This is a genomic window from Burkholderia sp. ABCPW 111 (assembly GCF_000773065.1).
In the GTDB taxonomy this organism is placed as follows: domain Bacteria; phylum Pseudomonadota; class Gammaproteobacteria; order Burkholderiales; family Burkholderiaceae; genus Burkholderia; species Burkholderia savannae.
On the sequence record NZ_JPWT01000091.1, the window covers coordinates 1 to 17,040 of the forward strand.

General features: G+C 68.7%; 13 protein-coding genes. 4 read left to right on the top strand and 9 right to left on the bottom strand.

Going from position 1 to position 17,040, the window contains the following annotated elements:
- Positions 1-130 precede the first annotated feature (130 nt).
- Positions 131-3,331 carry an efflux RND transporter permease BpeB gene (gene bpeB, locus X946_RS21285; protein WP_038751627.1) on the bottom strand — a complete coding sequence of 1,067 codons (3,201 nt, stop codon included), beginning with the start codon at positions 3,329-3,331 and terminating at the stop codon, positions 131-133.
- A 15-nt stretch (positions 3,332-3,346) separates the two neighbouring features.
- Positions 3,347-4,597, bottom strand: coding sequence for an efflux RND transporter periplasmic adaptor BpeA (gene bpeA, locus X946_RS21290; RefSeq protein WP_038751630.1), 1,251 nt, complete (start codon positions 4,595-4,597; stop codon positions 3,347-3,349).
- Positions 4,598-5,014: 417 nt separating this feature from the next.
- On the opposite strand from bpeA, the gene bpeR reads away from it, so the two are divergent.
- Positions 5,015-5,650 carry a TetR family transcriptional regulator BpeR gene (gene bpeR, locus X946_RS21295; RefSeq protein WP_038751633.1) on the top strand — a complete coding sequence of 212 codons (636 nt, stop codon included), beginning with the start codon at positions 5,015-5,017 and terminating at the stop codon, positions 5,648-5,650.
- A 229-nt stretch (positions 5,651-5,879) separates the two neighbouring features.
- On the opposite strand, the gene X946_RS21300 is transcribed toward bpeR, so the two are convergent.
- The 6 genes from X946_RS21300 to X946_RS21325 all read right to left on the bottom strand — a co-directional run bounded on the left by X946_RS21300 (position 5,880) and on the right by X946_RS21325 (position 11,461).
- Positions 5,880-6,608, bottom strand: coding sequence for a CoxG family protein (locus X946_RS21300; RefSeq protein ID WP_038751636.1), 729 nt, complete (start codon positions 6,606-6,608; stop codon positions 5,880-5,882).
- Between the two features lie 27 nt (positions 6,609-6,635).
- Entirely contained in the window at positions 6,636-6,995 is a 360-nt protein-coding gene (locus X946_RS21305) for a DUF427 domain-containing protein (protein ID WP_038751638.1), read from the bottom strand.
- A gap of 128 nt (positions 6,996-7,123) precedes the next feature.
- Complete coding sequence (locus X946_RS21310; RefSeq protein ID WP_038751641.1) at positions 7,124-7,546, bottom strand: carboxypeptidase-like regulatory domain-containing protein; 423 nt, start codon at positions 7,544-7,546, stop codon at positions 7,124-7,126.
- A 142-nt stretch (positions 7,547-7,688) separates the two neighbouring features.
- Positions 7,689-9,176 (bottom strand): DegQ family serine endoprotease, encoded by a 1,488-nt coding sequence (locus tag X946_RS21315; RefSeq protein ID WP_038751643.1) that lies wholly within the window; start codon positions 9,174-9,176, stop codon positions 7,689-7,691.
- 302 nt (positions 9,177-9,478) lie between these two features.
- Positions 9,479-10,795 (bottom strand): ATP-binding protein, encoded by a 1,317-nt coding sequence (locus X946_RS21320; protein ID WP_038751646.1) that lies wholly within the window; start codon positions 10,793-10,795, stop codon positions 9,479-9,481.
- A 3-nt stretch (positions 10,796-10,798) separates the two neighbouring features.
- Positions 10,799-11,461, bottom strand: a complete 663-nt coding sequence (locus X946_RS21325) for a response regulator (RefSeq protein WP_038751711.1) — start codon at positions 11,459-11,461, stop codon at positions 10,799-10,801.
- Between the two features lie 190 nt (positions 11,462-11,651).
- Here X946_RS21325 and dacB point away from each other — a divergent pair, with 190 nt between their 5' ends.
- From dacB to X946_RS21340, 3 genes are all read left to right on the top strand, one after another.
- Positions 11,652-13,184 carry a D-alanyl-D-alanine carboxypeptidase/D-alanyl-D-alanine endopeptidase gene (gene dacB, locus X946_RS21330; RefSeq protein ID WP_038751714.1) on the top strand — a complete coding sequence of 511 codons (1,533 nt, stop codon included), beginning with the start codon at positions 11,652-11,654 and terminating at the stop codon, positions 13,182-13,184.
- 412 nt (positions 13,185-13,596) lie between these two features.
- Positions 13,597-14,514 (top strand): sterol desaturase family protein, encoded by a 918-nt coding sequence (locus X946_RS21335; RefSeq protein ID WP_038751647.1) that lies wholly within the window; start codon positions 13,597-13,599, stop codon positions 14,512-14,514.
- A gap of 103 nt (positions 14,515-14,617) precedes the next feature.
- Complete coding sequence (locus tag X946_RS21340; protein WP_038751650.1) at positions 14,618-15,757, top strand: SGNH/GDSL hydrolase family protein; 1,140 nt, start codon at positions 14,618-14,620, stop codon at positions 15,755-15,757.
- Positions 15,758-16,010: 253 nt separating this feature from the next.
- On the opposite strand, the gene X946_RS21345 is transcribed toward X946_RS21340, so the two are convergent.
- Complete coding sequence (locus X946_RS21345) at positions 16,011-17,036, bottom strand: L-threonylcarbamoyladenylate synthase (RefSeq protein WP_038751653.1); 1,026 nt, start codon at positions 17,034-17,036, stop codon at positions 16,011-16,013.
- Positions 17,037-17,040 lie beyond the last annotated feature (4 nt).

The window sequence follows — 17,040 nt, forward strand, 5'->3', positions numbered from 1 at the left end:
CGTAGACGCCGTCGGTCGGGAACGCGCCCGACACGGGCGCGGCCGGACGCTCGTAGCGCGGCGCGAGCGTGCAGCCCGTCGCGAGCAGGGCGACTGCGAGCGCAGTCAAAGCATGTTTTCGCTTCATCACTTAATCCTTCTTGCCAGCGTCGTCGCCGTGCTCCGGCTTTTCGTCACGGTGCATGTGCTCGTGCGCGAGGCGCAGCGCTTCGTCGGCGTCTTCCTTCTCGCCGCTGAACACCGCCCGCACCTTCACGAAGAACATCGGGATCATGAAGATCGCGAGGAACGTCGCCGTGATCATCCCGCCGATCACGCCCGTGCCGATCGCGTGCTGGCTCGCCGAGCCGGCGCCGTTGCTGATCGCGAGCGGCAGCACGCCGAGAATGAACGCGAGCGACGTCATCAGAATCGGACGCAGCCGCAGCCGCGACGCCTCCAGCGCCGCCTCGATCGGCCCCATCTTCTCCGTCTGCTGCAGCTCGCGCGCGAACTCGACGATCAGAATCGCGTTCTTCGCGGACAGGCCGACGGTCGTCAAGAGCCCCACCTGGAAGAACACGTCGTTCTCGAGCCCGCGCATCGTCGCGGCGAGCAGCGCCCCGATCACGCCGAGCGGCACCACCATGATCACCGAGAACGGAATCGACCAGCTTTCATACAGCGCGGCGAGACACAGGAACACGACGAGGATCGAGATCGCATACAGGATCGGCGCCTGCGAGCCCGACTGGATTTCCTGGAACGACAGCCCCGTCCACGAATAGCCGATACCCGTCGGCAGCTTCTTCGCGAGCGTTTCCATCGCCGCCATCGCCTGGCCGGTCGATTTGCCCGGCGCGGCCTGGCCCTGGATTTCCATCGCCGAGATGCCGTTGTAGCGCTCGAGCTTCGGCGAGCCGTACGTCCAGTGGCCGGTCGCGAACGCGCTGAACGGCACCATCCCGCCCGATCCGTTGCGCACGTACCAGATGTTCAGGTCTTCCGGCGACATCCGGAACGGCGCGTCGGCCTGCACGTACACCTTCTTGATCCGGCCGTCGGTATCGAGGAAGTTGTTCACGTAGCTCGATGCCCAGGCGATCGAGAACGTCTGGTCGATCGCCGACGCCGTGACGCCGAGCGCGTTCGCCTTCTCGCGGTCGATGTTCACCTTGTACTGCGGCGTGTCGTTCAGGCCGTTCGGGCGCACGCCTTGCAGCGTCGGGTCCTTCGCGGCCATTCCGAGCAGCTGATTGCGCGCGGCCATCAGCGCGTCGTGGCCGAGACCCGCGCTGTCGGTCAGCTCGAAGTCGAAGCCGGCCGCCGTGCCGAGTTCGGGAATCGACGGCGGGTTGAACGGAATCACGAGCGCGTCCTTGTAGCCCGCATAGCGCCCGAACATCCGGCCGATCAGCGCCTGCACCTTCTGGTTCGCGCTCTGCCGCTGCGAGTAGTCCTTCAGCTTGACGAACACGAGGCCCGAGTTCTGGCCGCGGCCCGCGAAGCTGAAGCCGTTCACCGTGAACGCGGATTCAACGATGTCCTTTTCCTGCGTGAGCAGGTAATCGGAAATGTTCGCGAGCGTGCGCGCGGTCGTCTCCTGCGTCGAGCCCGACGGCGTCTGGACGATCACGAACATGAGCCCCTGATCCTCGTCGGGCAGGAACGATTTCGGCAGACGCACGAACAGCAGGCCGACCGCGACGATCACCGCCAGATAGATGATGAGCCAGCGGCCCGAGCGCTTGATCACGTGGTGGACGCCGACGTGATACTTGTCGCGGCTCGCGTTGAAGGTTCGGTTGAACCAGCCGAAGAAGCCCTTCTTCTCCTCGTGGTGCCCCTGCGGGATCGGCTTGAGGATCGTCGCGCACAGCGCCGGCGTCAGGATCAACGCGACGAGCACGGACAGCACCATCGCCGACACGATCGTCAGCGAGAACTGGCGATAGATCGCGCCGACCGACCCGCCGGAAAACGCGACCGGCACGAACACCGCGGACAGCACGAGCGCGACGCCGACGAGCGCGCCCGTGATCTGGCCCATCGCCTTGCGCGTCGCTTCCTTGGGCGACAAGCCCTCTTCCGCCATCACCCGCTCGACGTTCTCGACGACGACGATCGCATCGTCGACGAGCAGGCCGATCGCGAGCACGAGGCCGAACATCGACAGCACGTTGATCGAGAAGCCGACCATCGACATGATCGCGAACGTGCCGAGCAGCACGACGGGCACGGCGATCGTCGGGATGATCGTCGCCCGCAGGTTCTGCAGGAACAGATACATCACGAGGAACACGAGGACGATACCCTCGAGCAGCGTCTTCACCACTTCCTCGATCGACAGGCGCACGAACGGCGTGGTGTCGTACGGATACTTGACGACGAGGCCATGCGGGAAGTACGACGACATCTCGTCGATCTTCGCGCGCACCGCCTTCGCCGTCGCGAGCGCGTTCGCGTTCGTCGCGAGCTGGATGCCGAGCGCCGCGGTCGGCTGGCCGTTGTACTTCGTGTCGAAGTTGTACGTTTCGCCGCCGAGGCCGATCTGCGCGACGTCCTTCAGGCGCACCTGCGAGCCATCCTGGTTCACCTTCAGCAGGATGTTGCCGAACTGCTCGGGCGTCTGCAAAAGCGTCTGCTCGGTGATCGTCGCCTGCAGCACGGTGCCCGGCACGGCCGGCGTGCCGCCGAGCTGGCCGCCCGCGATCTGCACGTTCTGCGCGGAGATCGCGCTCGTCACGTCGACCGGCGTGAGCCCGTAGTTCGTGAGCTTCGTCGGATCGAGCCAGATCCGCATCGCGTACTGCGAGCCGAACAGCGTGACGGTGCCGACGCCGTTGATCCGGCTGATCGGGTCCTTCACGTGCGACGCGACGTAGTTCGCCAGGTCGTACTTGTTCATGCTGCCGTCTTCGGAGTTGAAGGCGAGCACGAGCAGGAAGCTGCTGCTCGACTTCGTCACCGACAGGCCGAGCTGCTGAACCACCTGCGGCAGGATCGGCGTCGCGAGCGACAGCTTGTTCTGCACCTGGACCTGCGCGATGTCCGGGTTCGTACCCGGCGCGAACGTGATCGTGATCGTCGCGTTGCCCGAGTCGTCACTCGTCGACGACATGTACAGGAAGTTGTCGAGACCGCTCATCTGCTGCTCGATCACCTGCGTGACCGTGTCTTCGACAGTCTTCGCCGAAGCGCCCGGATAGTTCGCGGTGATCTGGATCGACGGAGGCGCGATCGTCGGATACTGGGCGATCGGCAGCGTGAAGATCGCCGCGACCCCGGCCAGCATCAGGATGATGGCGATCACCCACGCGAAGATCGGGCGATCGATAAAAAACTTTGCCATGAAACAGGCCCCCTGTTATTGCGCGCTCGACGCGGCGGCTACGCTCGACGGCGCGGCACCCGATGCGGCCGCGCTCGCCGCCGCGGCCTGGGCGGGCGAGGCGCCCGCTTGCGCTGCGCCCGACGCGGCCTGCAACTGCGCGTCGGCGGTCTTCACGGACATGCCCGGACGCACCTTGTCGATGCCCTGCACGATCACGCGGTCGCCCGCCTGCAGGCCGCCCTCGACCACCCAGTTCTGGCCCTGCGTGCCGCTCGTCGTGAGCACGCGCGACGCGACCTTGCCCTTCTCGTCGACGATCATCGCGATCGCCTGGCCCTTCGGATCGTGCGTGACGCCGATCTGCGGAACGAGGAACGCGTTGTCGTTGACCCCCTCTTCGATGCGCGCGCGCACGAACATGCCCGGCAGCAGCACGCGCTGCTTGTTCGGGAAGATCGCGCGGATCGTGACCGAGCCCGTCGTCTGGTCGACCGTGACGTCGCTGAACTGCAGCTTGCCCTGCTCCGAGTACGGCTTGCCGTCCTCGAGGATCAGCGTGACCTTCGCCGCGCCCGGGCCTTCCGTCTTGATGCGCCCGCTCTGGATGTCCTGGCGCAGCTTCAGGCCGTCGAGGCTCGACTGCGTGAGATCCACGTACACCGGATCGAGCTGCTGGACGGTCGACATCAGCGTCGCCTGGCTCGCCTGCACGTAGGCGCCCGGCGTGACCTGCGAGATCCCGACGCGGCCCGTGATCGGCGAGACCACGTCCGTGTAGCCGAGGTTGATCTGCGCGGTGTCGACCGCCGCCTTGCCCGATCCGACGTCGGCGGCCGCCTGCCCTTGCGCGGCGACCGCATCGTCGTACTGCTGCTTGCTCACCGCGTTCGCGGCGACGAGCACCTTGTAGCGCGCGACGAGCGCGTTCTGCGTCGCGAGGTTCGCCTGCGCCTTCGCGAGCGTCGCCTTCGCGCTGTTCAGCTGCGCGACGTACGGCGCGGGATCGATCTTGTAAAGGCGCTGGCCGGCCTTGACGTCGCCGCCCTCGGTGAACTCACGCCGCAGCACGATGCCGTCGACCCGCGCGCGCACTTGCGCGACGAGATACGCGCTCGTGCGGCCCGGCAGCTCCGAGACCACCGGCACGGATTGCGGCTGCACGGTGACGACGCCGACCTCCGGCGTTTGAGGAGGCGGAGCCGATTCTTTTTTTCCGCACGCGGCCAGGAAGACGGCGGCTGTCGCGACAGTGATTAAGCGGTATGGAACCCGTTCGACGCGCATGGAGCGACCTCGTTTGTAACTGGATGAAATAAGTGCCGGCCCTCGGGGACGCAACACGAACGCGCCTTGCGGCGCGGATCGGACAACTGAATTGCTTGACTGCGAATACAACAGCGGCACGTGACTGCCGTGCCGGGATGCCGCCGCGCGGAGCAACCGCGGTACGCGCGGAACAACAATGAGGAGGGAAATCAGCAGAGACGGATATTAACTGATTGCCTCGAAAGCCATTCGGCCGTAAGCTGGCATTGTATATACATTCACGAATGTATGTAAAAGTCCTTCATGCGCCGCACAATTTCTTACAAATTACCAAGGTTTACAACTGCCGGACGGGGACGACCGGCATGCGGCGCCTGCGATGCAACCCTTATTATTAACGCAATGACCTCGACTTTGCACATGACGAGCTTCTGAATGGCCAGACGCACGAAGGAGGAGGCGCTCGCGACGCGCGACCGCATCCTCGACGCCGCCGAACACGTCTTCTTCGAAAAAGGCGTGTCGCACACGTCGCTCGCCGACATCGCCCAGCACGCGGGCGTCACGCGCGGCGCGATCTATTGGCACTTCGCGAGCAAGAGCGAGCTGTTCGACGCGATGTTCGACCGCGTGCTGCTGCCGATCGACGAGCTGAAGGCGGACACGGGCGCGCCGCACGCCGACCCGCTCGGCCGGATTCGCGAGATCCTGATCTGGTGCCTGCTTGGCGTCGCGCGCGATCCGCAGCTGCGGCGCGTGTTCAGCATCCTGTTCATGAAGTGCGAGTACGTCGCGGACATGGGGCCGCTCCTGCAGCGCAACCGCGAAGGAATGCGCGACGCGCTGCGCAACATCGAAGCGGATCTCGCGCAGGGCGTCGCGAACGGCCAGTTACCGGCCGATCTCGACACGTGGCGGGCGACGCTGATGCTGCACACGCTCGTGAGCGGCTTCGTGCGCGACATGCTGATGCTGCCGGGCGAGATCGATGCGGAGCGGCACGCGGAAAAGCTCGTCGACGGCTGCTTCGACATGCTGCGCACGAGCCCCGCGATGCGCAAGGACGGCTGAGCGGGCGGCGCGGCGTGACGAAGCGGCCGTGCGCCGGGCGTTCGCCGCGCTAGGCCGGAAAGGGAATCGGGCGAGAAATCGAGATGCGCGAGATGCTCGAAATGCGCGGCGCCGGACGAGCAGCGCGAAACGCCGTGTGCGCCCGATTGGGCGTCGCGGCGAAGCGCCGGCACGGCGCAGCGGCCGAGGCGGGGCCGAAGCGGGGCCGAAGCGTCAGAAACGGCGAGGCTCAGCCGCCGTTGAACCAGCGCGCCACATACAGCAGCAGCGCGACGAAGAAGATCATCGCGGCCCACGCCCACAGCGGCACCGGGTTCGATTCGCGATGGTGGAGCGCGCTCGCCGCGCGCCCCGTCAGCGCGCCGCCCAGATGCTGCGCATGCGCGCGGCGCGCGATGCCCGTGAACCCGGCTGGCCGCAGGAACACGTGCTGCCGCCGCGGCGCGCCGTCGCGCGCGCGGTTCGGCGCGAGCCCGTGCTTCGCCTGCACGACCTCGCAGAACTCGGTGAAGAAATCGTCGGCAAGCTCGTGCAGCGCATTCTGGATCTGGCGGCCCGGCAGCTCGGCGAGCGGGCCCGACGCCGTCGCCCACACCGCGTATTCGATCCGCGTCGCGGGCTCGCCGCGGATCGCGTCCGGCGCATCGTCGGCGGGCGCGAGCACGACGTCGATCTGGCCGCGCAGCGCGCCGATGCCGTCCGCACGCGCCCGGAAGTTCAGCGTGCGTCTCGTGTGCTCCGGCTCGTCGTGGCGCTCGCTGACGACGTGTGCACGCACGTCGTAGCGCGCGCGCAGCGGGCCGAGCGGCACGGTCAGCGCGAGCGCGTACTCGCCGCGCGCCAGCCGCGAAAACGACTCGCAATGATCGAGGCTCGCGCGCACGAGCGCGAGATCCTGCAGCGCGTCCCAGACGACGGACGGTGCGAGCGGAATGCACAACGCATCGTTCAGTTCCATGATCGCCTCCCCCGATGAGCCGCCGCGTCAGGACGTCACGTCGATGCGGTCGACGCACGCGGCATCGAACGCGACATAGTGCCGGATCGCATCCGCGATCTCCGGCGGCTCCTCGTAACTCCATGCGGCGTTCTCTATCACGCCGTCTTCGGTATGCAGATGGAAATAGGTTGCCGGCCCCTTGCGCTCGCAGCGCGTCACGCGATCGGACGGCGCGAGCCGCGACATGTTGACGTCGCCGCGCGGCAGATACTGGACGTCGGGCAGGCCCGATTCCCTCAGCGTGTAGGCGGCAAGCGAATCGGCATAGGTGATCCCCCGATGGATCACGCGAACGCGATGGCGGTTCGGCTCGATTTCGATGCGATGGCCTGCGGCGTCGGACATCGGTTTCCCCTCCGGCCGCTGCGCGCACGCGCCGGCCGAAAATTAGCATGGCCGCGGCGAAACGCCGCTTGTAATCGCATTATCGGCCAAACCGCCGCAAATTGCGCGGCGTCATCGTCGCAGCGGGGTCACTGCGCCTTCCACGAGAATGCCGCCTTCACGCCGCCCTTCGCCGGCACCGTGACCGCATGGGTCTGCTCGTTGCCGTTGTAGCTCGCGTGCACGGTGTAGCGCCCCGGCGTCAGCCTGACGAGCATGTAGGGACCGCGCGCGTCGGTCTTCAGCACTTCGGCGCCCTTCGCGTCGACCACGGATACGTGGACGTCGGCGAGATACTCGCCGCCCGCGCCCGTGAAGCGCAGCGCGAGCGGCCAGTTGCTCTCGTTGCGCTGGAACGCGGTGGATTCGTCTTGCCCCACCCCGCCCGACACGAAGCCGACATCGCCCTGATGCTGCACGTCCGGCAAGCCGGGCTGCGCGCGCGCGACGCCCGCGACGCCGAAAGCCAGCGCCGCCGCGATCAGGTAGTGGGAAATGGTTTGCTGTCGCATGATTCGCTCCTTGAATCTGTCAGCCGGACGCCGGAGGCCCCGCAGGGACCACCGGCGGCGGCGACGAACAAAGACGGGCGGCGGGCGGCGGCCGCGTGGCCGTCGCGCCGGCCCGCCATGCCGGCCGGGACATCGGCCCGGCTCAGCCCAGATCGACCGGCACGAAAATCTGGGCGTCGTCGCGCTGGATCAGCAACGCAAGACTGTTGCCCGCGCGCTTGACCGCATCGCGCAATTGTTCCGCGCTCGTGACCGGCCGGCCGTTCACCGCGAGAATCACGTCGCCCGGCTGGATGCCCGCGCTCGCGGCAGGGCCCGCCGACTGCTGGACGACGAGGCCGTGCGTGAGCGACGAGCCGTTGCGCTCGCGCGGCGAAAGCGGCCGCACCGCGACGCCCAGGCGTCCCTGCTCGACGGGCTCGTCGACGCCCGCCTTCGCCTGGTCTTCGGTCAGCGACGCGAGCGTCACCGACACCGTCTTCTTCGACTTGTCGCGCCAGATCTGCAGATCGGCCTTCGTGCCGGGCTTCATGCTCGCGATCTGCGCGGGCAGCATCGTCGAGTCCTGCACCGGCACGCCGTCGACCGACAGGATCACGTCGCCCGGCTGCAGCCCCGCCTTCGCGGCCGGCCCCTTCGGATCGACCGAGCTGACGAGCGCGCCGTCGGGCTTCGTGAGGCCGAACGAGCTCGCGAGCGTCTGGTTGAGCCCCTGGACGGCGACGCCGAGCCGGCCGCGGCTCACGTGGCCCGTCTTCACGAGCTCGTCCTTCACCTTCATCGCCTCGTTGATCGGGATCGCGAACGACAGGCCCTGGAAGCCGCCCGTCTGCGAGTAGATCATCGAGTTGATGCCGATCACCTCGCCGTTCAGGTTGAAGAGCGGGCCGCCCGAGTTGCCGGGGTTCACCGGCACGTCGGTCTGGATGAACGGCGTGTAGTTCTCGTCGGGCAGCGCGCGCGACTTCGCGCTGATGATGCCCGACGTGACCGTGTTGTCGAACCCGTACGGCGAGCCGATCGCGACGACCCACTGGCCGACCTTGCTCTGCGCCGGATCGCCGATCTTCACGGTCGGCAAGCTCGACGCGTCGATCTTCAGCACCGCGACGTCGGACTGCTTGTCGGCGCCGACGACCTTCGCCTTGTACTCGCGCTTGTCGGTGAGCTTCACGGTGACGACGTTCGCACCGTCGATCACGTGCGCGTTGGTCAGGATATACCCATCCGGGCTAATGATGAACCCCGAGCCGAGGCTCGTGCTCGGCTGGTCGTCCGGCTGCGGCTGACCGCCGGGGCCCATCCCCGGAATCCGCCCGTAGAAATGTCGGAAGAATTGGTAGAACGGATCGTCCGGGTCGATCGGCAGTTGCGGCGCCGCGCGACGCTGCGCGGTGCGCTGCACGACGTGCTTCGCGCTGATGTTCACGACGGCAGGCCCGTAGGTCTCGACCAGCCCGGAAAAGTCGGGAATGCCGGTTTTCGCGGCCGCTTCGGCCGGCATCAGCGCGGCGACGGCCGGCGTGATGATCTGCGGCTCCGAGTGACGGGTGCCCGCCACGTACCCCGCCGCCAACGCCGCGGCGACGGCCGCGGCAACTGCGCCACGCGCAAGGATTCGGGTAGTCATCGATCGTTCTCCTCGTCTAATGGTTCGAAGCGTAGCGACCCTGTCTTAAAGCAGGCTTAATCGGTTTCGGGAACCCTTAAACGGACGAAAATTGTCGAGCAAGCTTGGGGCCCGGGCCGCGCCGGGCGCGGCGTATTGGCCGGACGACGGGCGCGGTCGGGGGCAAAACCGATGTGCGGTGGCGCGGCGCAACGAAACATGGTTCGCGGTTCGCGGTTCGCGGTTCGCGGTTCGCGGTTCGCAACGAGCATCGGGCGTTTCGCCGCGCGCGGCCCGCGTCCGCCGCGTCCCGCGCAGGTCCGTCACGCGTCGGCCGCGCACGGCAGCACGACGCTCACGAGTAGCCCCCCCGCCGCCGCTTCGCCGAGCGTCACGGTCGCGCGCTGCTGCGCGGCCACCCGCTTGACGATCGCGAGGCCGAGGCCGCTGCCCGACACGTCGGTGCGCGCCCGCGCCGACGTGTCGCGGTAAAAGCGATCGAACACGCGCTCGCGCTCGGCGGCCGGAATGCCCGGGCCGCTGTCGCCGATCTGCACGCGCGCCCGCGCGCCGTCGCCGCGCGTGAGCGACACGTCGATGCGGCCGCCCTCCGGGGTGTACTTCACCGCGTTGTCGAGCAAATTGTTGAACATCACGCGCAGCGCGGCGGGATCGGCGTTCACGGCCGCGTCCTCGACTTCCTCGAAGCCGAGATCGATGTCGCGCCGCTGCGCGAGCGGCGCGTGCGCGGCGACGCACTCCTCGACGATCGAGCGCAGATCGACGCGCTCGCGCACCGTCGCGTCGCCGGGCTCCGCGCGCGCGAGCGCGAGCAGTTGCTCAGCGAGGCGCGTCGCGCGCGTGACGCCGCTTTGCAGATCGGCGATCGCCTCGCGGCGCGACGCGTCGTCCTGCGCGCGCGCGACGAGCTGCGCCTGAATCTGCACGGCGGCGAGCGGCGTGCGCAGCTCGTGCGCGGCATCCGCGACGAACGCCTTTTGCGTGTCGAGCGCGGCGGAGAGCCGCGCGAGCAGCCCGTTCAGCGCGTGCACGAGCGGGCGCACTTCGAGCGGCAGCGGCGAATCGGGCAACGGATCGAGCGCCTCGGGCCGGCGCGCTTCGACCGCGCGGGTCACGCGCTGCAACGGCGCGAGCCCGCGCCCGACGATCATCCAGACGGCCGCGCCGAGGAACGGCAGCAGCACGATGAGCGGCCACAGCGTGCGCAGCGCGACGCTCGCGGCAAGCCGGTTGCGCACCGAAAGCGGCTGCGCGAGCTGCACGACGTTGTCGCCGACGATCGCGCCGTACACGCGCCATGCGCCGCGCTCGGTGCGCTCGGTCGAAAAGCCGAGCTCGGCGCGCGGCGCGATCGGCGCGCGCGGATGCGAGAAGTACATCAGCACCCCGTTGCGGTTCCAGATCTGGATCACGATCCCTTCGTCGCCGTTCGTCTGCGAGCCGAGCACCTGCGAGAAAGGCTCGGACGGCAGCGCGGCCGCGATCTGCTGCAACTGGTAGTCGAACAGCTCGTTCGCGGCGGCGAGCGCCTGCCGGTAGATCATCCAGCCGGCGAGCCCCACTCCGGCCACGACGATCGCGAGCAGCCAGATCAGCAATTGATGGCGAATCGACCTCACGCGCTACGCTTCCTTCACGACCATGTAGCCGAGGCCGCGGACGTTGCGGATCAGGTCCGAGCCGAGCTTCTTGCGCAGCGCGTGGATATAGACTTCGACGGTGTTGCTGCCGATCTCCTCGCCCCAGCCGTACATCTTCTCTTCGAGCTGGCTCTTCGACAGCACCGCGCCCGGACGCGCGAGCAGCGCCTCGAGCAGCGCGAATTCGCGCGCCGACAGCGCGACGGGCGCGCCGTCGAGCGTCACCCGGTGCGACGCCGGATCGAGCGTCAGCGCGCCGTGGCGGATCACCGATTCGCTGCGCCCCGACTGGCGTCGGATCAGCGCACGCATGCGCGCCGCGAGCTCGTCGAGGTCGAACGGCTTGACGAGATAGTCGTCGGCGCCGGCGTCGAGGCCCTTCACGCGGTCGGCGACCGCGTCGCGCGCGGTCAGGATCAGCACGGGCAGCGCGAGCCCGCGCGCGCGCAGCGTGCGCAGCACGTCGATGCCGTCGCGCTTCGGCAGCCCGAGATCGAGCAGCAGCAGATCGTACGCCTCGCCGCCGAGCGCGGTGAGCGCCGCGTCGCCGTCCTGCACCCAGTCGACCGCGCAGCCGTCGGCCTTCAGCGCCTTGCGCACCCCTTCGGCGATCATCCGATCGTCTTCAACCAGCAATATCCGCATCCTGAAAAACGTCCGTCGCATGCGTTCGAGATGGCGGACATTGTAGCGCCGCCTCGTGCGCAAACGGACCATCTGCCGATTTCGACGCTGCTTGCGCGCCGTTTTCTCTACAATGGGCGGCTTGCGCCGCAGCGCGCACGCCTTTTGCACACGTCACATTCCGTTCCGCGCTTCCGTTCCGTATTCGTCGATGAATCCCAACGCCGCCCGCATCGCCGCTTCGCCCCGCCCGAGCCGCCCCGCCGCCCGCGCGCCGCGCGCCATTCTGCGCGGCGCGGCGCTCGTCGCCGCGTGCGCCGCGCTCGCGTTCGCCGCGCCCGCCGACGCCCGCAAGAAGCCCCCGCGGTATCCAGCCGCGGTCTCGACCGCGCGCAACGTGCTGCCGGCGTCGGTGCTCGTCGCGCTGCAGCGCGCGCGCGTGCCGGCGTCGAGCCTGAGCGTCGTCATCGAGCGGATCGGCGAGCGAACGCCCGTCGTCGCGTGGAACGCGAACCGGCCGATGCAGCCCGCGTCGACGATGAAGCTCGTCACCACCTACGCCGGGCTGTCGCTGCTCGGCGCCGACTATCGCTGGCGCACGAGCGCGTACGCGGACGGCGCGGTCGACGAGAACGGCACGCTGCACGGCACGCTGTACGTGAAGGGCACGGGCGATCCGAAGCTCGTGCCGGAAGAGCTGATCGACCTCGTCGACAAGATCCGCCGCGCGGGCATCGTCAACGTCGACGGCTCGCTCGTGCTCGACAAGACCTTCTTCGCGCCCGAGACGCGCGACCTGCCGCCGCTCGACGACGACGCGAGCGCGCCGTACAACGTCGGCCCCGATCCGCTCCTCTACGCGTTCAAGGCGCTGTCGTTCACGGTGACGCCGACCGACAACGGCGCGATCGCGATCGACGTCGTGCCGCCGCTCGCGAACCTGAACGTCGACAACCAGCTCGTCGAGGGCGAAGGTTCGTGCGGCGCCGCGCGCCCGACGCTCATGACCGACGCGAACGGCGCGCTCACCGCGTCGTTCGCGGGCGACTATCCGCCGCGCTGCGGCCCGACCACGACCAATCTCGCCGTGCTGAACCATTCCGCGTTCTTCGCGCGCGGCTTTCTCGCGCTGTGGCGGCAGACGGGCGGCGCGTTCTCGGGCACGATCGCCGAGGGCAAGGTGCCGGGCCGCGCGCGGCCCGTTGCGTCGCACCACGGCCCGGTGTTGTCGAGCGTCGTGCACGACATCAACAAGTTCAGCAACAACGTGATGGCGCGCAACCTGTTCCTCACGATCGGCGCGGTCGAGCACCGGCCGCCCGCGACGCCCGCGCAGTCGGCGGACACGATCCGCGCGTTCCTCGCGCACAGCGGGCTGCCGACCGACGGGCTCGCGCTCGAGAACGGCTCGGGGCTCTCGCGCGACGAGCGCGTGAGCGCGCTGTCGCTCGCCGACATGCTGCAGGCGGCGAACGCGAGCCCCATCGCGCAGGCGTTCGTCGATTCGCTGCCGATCGCGGGCGTCGACGGCACGATGAAAAACCGGCTGACGAACGCGCCCGTCGGCGGCAACGCGCACATCAAGACAGGCACGCTGCGCGACGTGCGCGCGATCGCGGGCTATGTCGCGTCGGCGGACGGGTCGAGCTACGTCGTCGTCAGCTTCATCAACGACGAGCGCGCGTCGGCCGCGCGCGCGGCGCACGACGCGCTGCTCGAATGGGTGTACGAAGGGCCGCGCTGAGCGGCGCGCGGCTCTCGGCGGCGCCCCGGCGCGCCGCCGAGAGCCGGCCGGAACCGATTCCGCCCTCGCCGTTTCCCTCGCCGTTTCCCTCGCCGTTTCCCTCGCCGTTTCCCTCGCCGTTTCCCTCGCCGTTTCCCTCGCCGTTTCCCTCGCCGTTTCCCTCGCCCTTGCCGTTTCTCGCCGGGCTCCGCGCGGATCACCGGCCTTCGCGCGTCTTGCCCACGGCCGCCGCCGCGGCTCGGTGCGCCGCCCCATGCCGCGCGCCCGTCGAAGACTCCCTCTACGAAACACCCTCGCGCCCGGTACGCCGATTGCGTACCCTTTTGGCTGCAATTGACGTCGACGAGCCGCGCACGCGTTTCGCACGCCGCACGCACCGGGTCGCTCGAACCACAACAAGAGGGAGACACTCATGCAATTCAACGTCGAATTGCTTCTGCTCGCGCTCGCGCCTGTCTTCCTGCTCTGCATCGGCTGGGAAGCGTGGCACCTCGCGCGCACACGCCCCGGCGAGCACGTCTACAACCTGCGCGACACGCTCTGCAACGCGGCGCTCGCGCTGATGCACCAGGGCGCGGACAAGATCGCCTGGATCTTCGTGATCCCGCTCTATGCGTACTGCTACACGCACTACCGGCTCTTCACGTGGGACGCCACGTGGCTGTCGTTCGCCGTGCTGTTCGTCGCGCAGGACCTGCTCTACTACGTGTTCCACCGCTGCAGCCATCGCGTGCGCTGGCTGTGGGCCGCGCACGTCGTCCATCATTCGTCCGAGCGCCTGAACTTCTCGACCGCGATGCGGCAAAGCCTGATGTACCCGATCGCCGGCATGTGGGCGTTCTGGCTGCCGCTCGCGTTCCTCGGCTTCCCGCCGCAGCAGATCGTCGGCATCGTGCTCATCAACCTCGCGTTCCAGTTTTTCGTCCATACGCAGACGATCCCGAAACTCGGCTGGCTCGAGTACGTGCTGAACACGCCGTCGATCCACCGCGCGCACCATGCGCGCAACCCGCGCTACATCGACCGCAACTACGCCGGCGTGCTCGTGATCTGGGATCGCCTGTTCGGCAGCTACGTCGAAGAAGACCCGCAGGACCCGCCCGAATACGGGATCGTCGAGCCGCTTCGCTCGAACAATCCGCTCGTGGCGACGTTCCACGAATGGCGGTCGATGGCGCTCGACGCGCTCGGCGTCGAAGGCTGGCGCAACAAGCTCCGCGCGGTTTTCGGTCCGCCCGAATGGGCGAGCGCTTATCATGCACGGGTTGCGAGCGCGCACGCGCCGTCGCCCGAGCCGTCCGTGCTCGCCGCCGCGCCCCGCGAACGATAACGAAACACGGATTCCAAACCATTGCGCCGAGCCGCGTCGCCGCCGTGCGTCGCGGCACGGCGCAGGCCATGCAACACAAGCATATCTACGAGGAGAGACCCGCATGAATCAGCCGCAACGACAACAGCAACCCGCCCGCACCGCACGCCGCCGCCTCTGGCGCGGCGCGCAAGTCGCGCTCGCGAGCGCCGCGTTCGCCATCCTCGCCGCCTGCGGCGGGGGCGACGACAACGGCTCGTCGCAGCCGAGCGCCGGCGTGAACATGCAGGTCGTGTCCTTCGGCGACAGTCTGTCGGACACCGGCACCTATTCGCCGCAGATCCTGATCGGTTTCGGCGGCGGCCGCTTCACGACGAATCCGGGTCAGGTGTGGACGCAGGACGTCGCCGCCTACTACGGCGGCACGCTCACGCCCGCGTTCGAAGGCGGCTTCGGCGTGCCGCTGCAGGCGGCGGGCGGCCTCGGCTACGCGCAGGGCGGCTCGCGCGTCACGCAGCAGCCGGGCATCGGCCACGCGGACGCGAGCGTGGCGAACGCCGACTACGCGCAGGCGACCACCGTGCCGGTCGCGACGCAGGTGCAGCAATACCTGCAGCAGCACGGCAGCTTCAACCCGAACCAGATCGTGCTGATCAACGGCGGCGCGAACGACATCTTCTATCAGGTGCAGGTCGCGCAGGCGCAGGGCAACACGCCGGCCGCGCAGCTCGCCGCGGCGCAGCAGATCGGCCTCGCCGCTCAGCAGCTCGCGGGGATCGTCCAGCAGATCGTCGCGGCGGGCGCGACGCACGTGTTCGTGTCGAACGTGCCGGACATCGGCGGCACGCCGCTCGCGGTGTCGACGGACCAGCAGGCCGCGCTCACGCAACTGTCGACGATCTTCAACAGCACGCTCGCCGCGGCGCTGAAAGCGCTCAACGTCGATCCGACGAAGGCCGTGCTGATCGACGCGTTCACGTGGCAGGACGGCATCACCGCGAACTACCAGGCGAACGGCTTCTCCGTGTCGAACACGGGCACCGCGTGCAACCTGCAATCGATGATCGCCGCGGCGACGAAGTCGGGCGTGTCGAACCCGACCGCGTTCGGCTCGTCGCTGTTCTGCTCGCCGCAGATGTACACGGTCGCGAACGCCGACCAGACGTACATGTTCGCCGACACGGTCCATCCGACGACGCGCCTGCACGCGCTCTTCGCGCAGTACGTCGAGCAGCAGATCGCGAAGACGGGCGTCGGCAAGTAAGCAAGCCCGCGCCGCGACGCGGGGGGCGTCTCGCGCGCCCCGCCCCCGGTCGCCACGCGGCGACGTTCCGCCGCTTCAAGTGAAAACGCCCGGTTCGCGTGATGCGAACCGGGCGTTTCTCGTTGTGCCGGGCGTTTTCAGGTGCTTTTTGCGCTTCGGCGCTTCGGCGCTTCGGCGCTTCGGCGCTTCGGCGACAGCAGCATGACGAAGCCGGCGCGGCTCCGCCCGCCTCAGCCGCCCGACCGCGCAACGCTCACGCCTGCGCTTCGAACGCGGCCGCCGCGCGGCCGAGCCGATCGTTCACCGCGATCCATTCGACCGTATCCGGCAGCTTCTCGATGAGGATGCGCGCGACCTGCGCGCGATCGAGCGCGCGCAGCAGCCCGTAGAGCTCGCGCGCATAGACCTGCGGGTCCTCGGGCGCCGCGACGAAGTGCACGCCGTCCGCGTGCGCCCACGCGCCGGCGCGCGATGCGCGTGCGACGAGCGCGACCCGCTCGCCCGCGTCGCGCGCGGCCGCGAGCCGCCCCTCGAGCCGCTCGAACGGCGCGAGCGCGAGCGGCGTGCGCGGAGCGTAATGCGCCTTCAGCGTGCCGGATGCGCGCGGCGCGGTCGCGTCGCTGCCGTCGGGCAGGCGCGGCGCGACGCCGAGCACGTCGGCGATCTGCTGCGGGCTCACGTGGCCCGGGCGCAGCAGCGCCGGAAAACCGCGCGACAGATCCACGATCGTCGACTCGATCCCGACGTCGGACGGGCCGCCGTCGAGCACATGGACGGCATCGCCGAACTCGTCGCGCACGTGCTGCGCGGTCGTCGGGCTCACGTGGCCGAAGCGGTTCGCGGACGGCGCGGCGACGCCGCCGTGCCCGCCGCGGCGCGCGTCGAACGCGCGCAGCAACGCCTGCGCGACCGGATGCGACGGACAGCGCAGCCCGACCGAGTCCTGCCCGCCGCTCACCGCGTCCGGAATGTGCGCGGCGCGCTTGAGAATCAGCGTGAGCGGGCCGGGCCAGAACGCGTCGATCAGCTTCTTCGCGTCGGCGGGCAGCGAGTCGACCCAATAGCCCGGATCGCTGCCGGGCGCGAGGTGGACGATCACCGGATGGTTCGCCGGCCGCCCTTTCGCCTCGTAGATGCGCGCGACGGCGACCGGGTTCTGCGCGTCGCCGCCCAAGCCATAGACAGTCTCGGTCGGAAATGCGACGAGCTCGCCCGCGTCGAGCAGCGCGGCGGCTTCGTCGATCTCTTCGGCGGTCGGAATCGGTCGATCGTTCGACATCGTA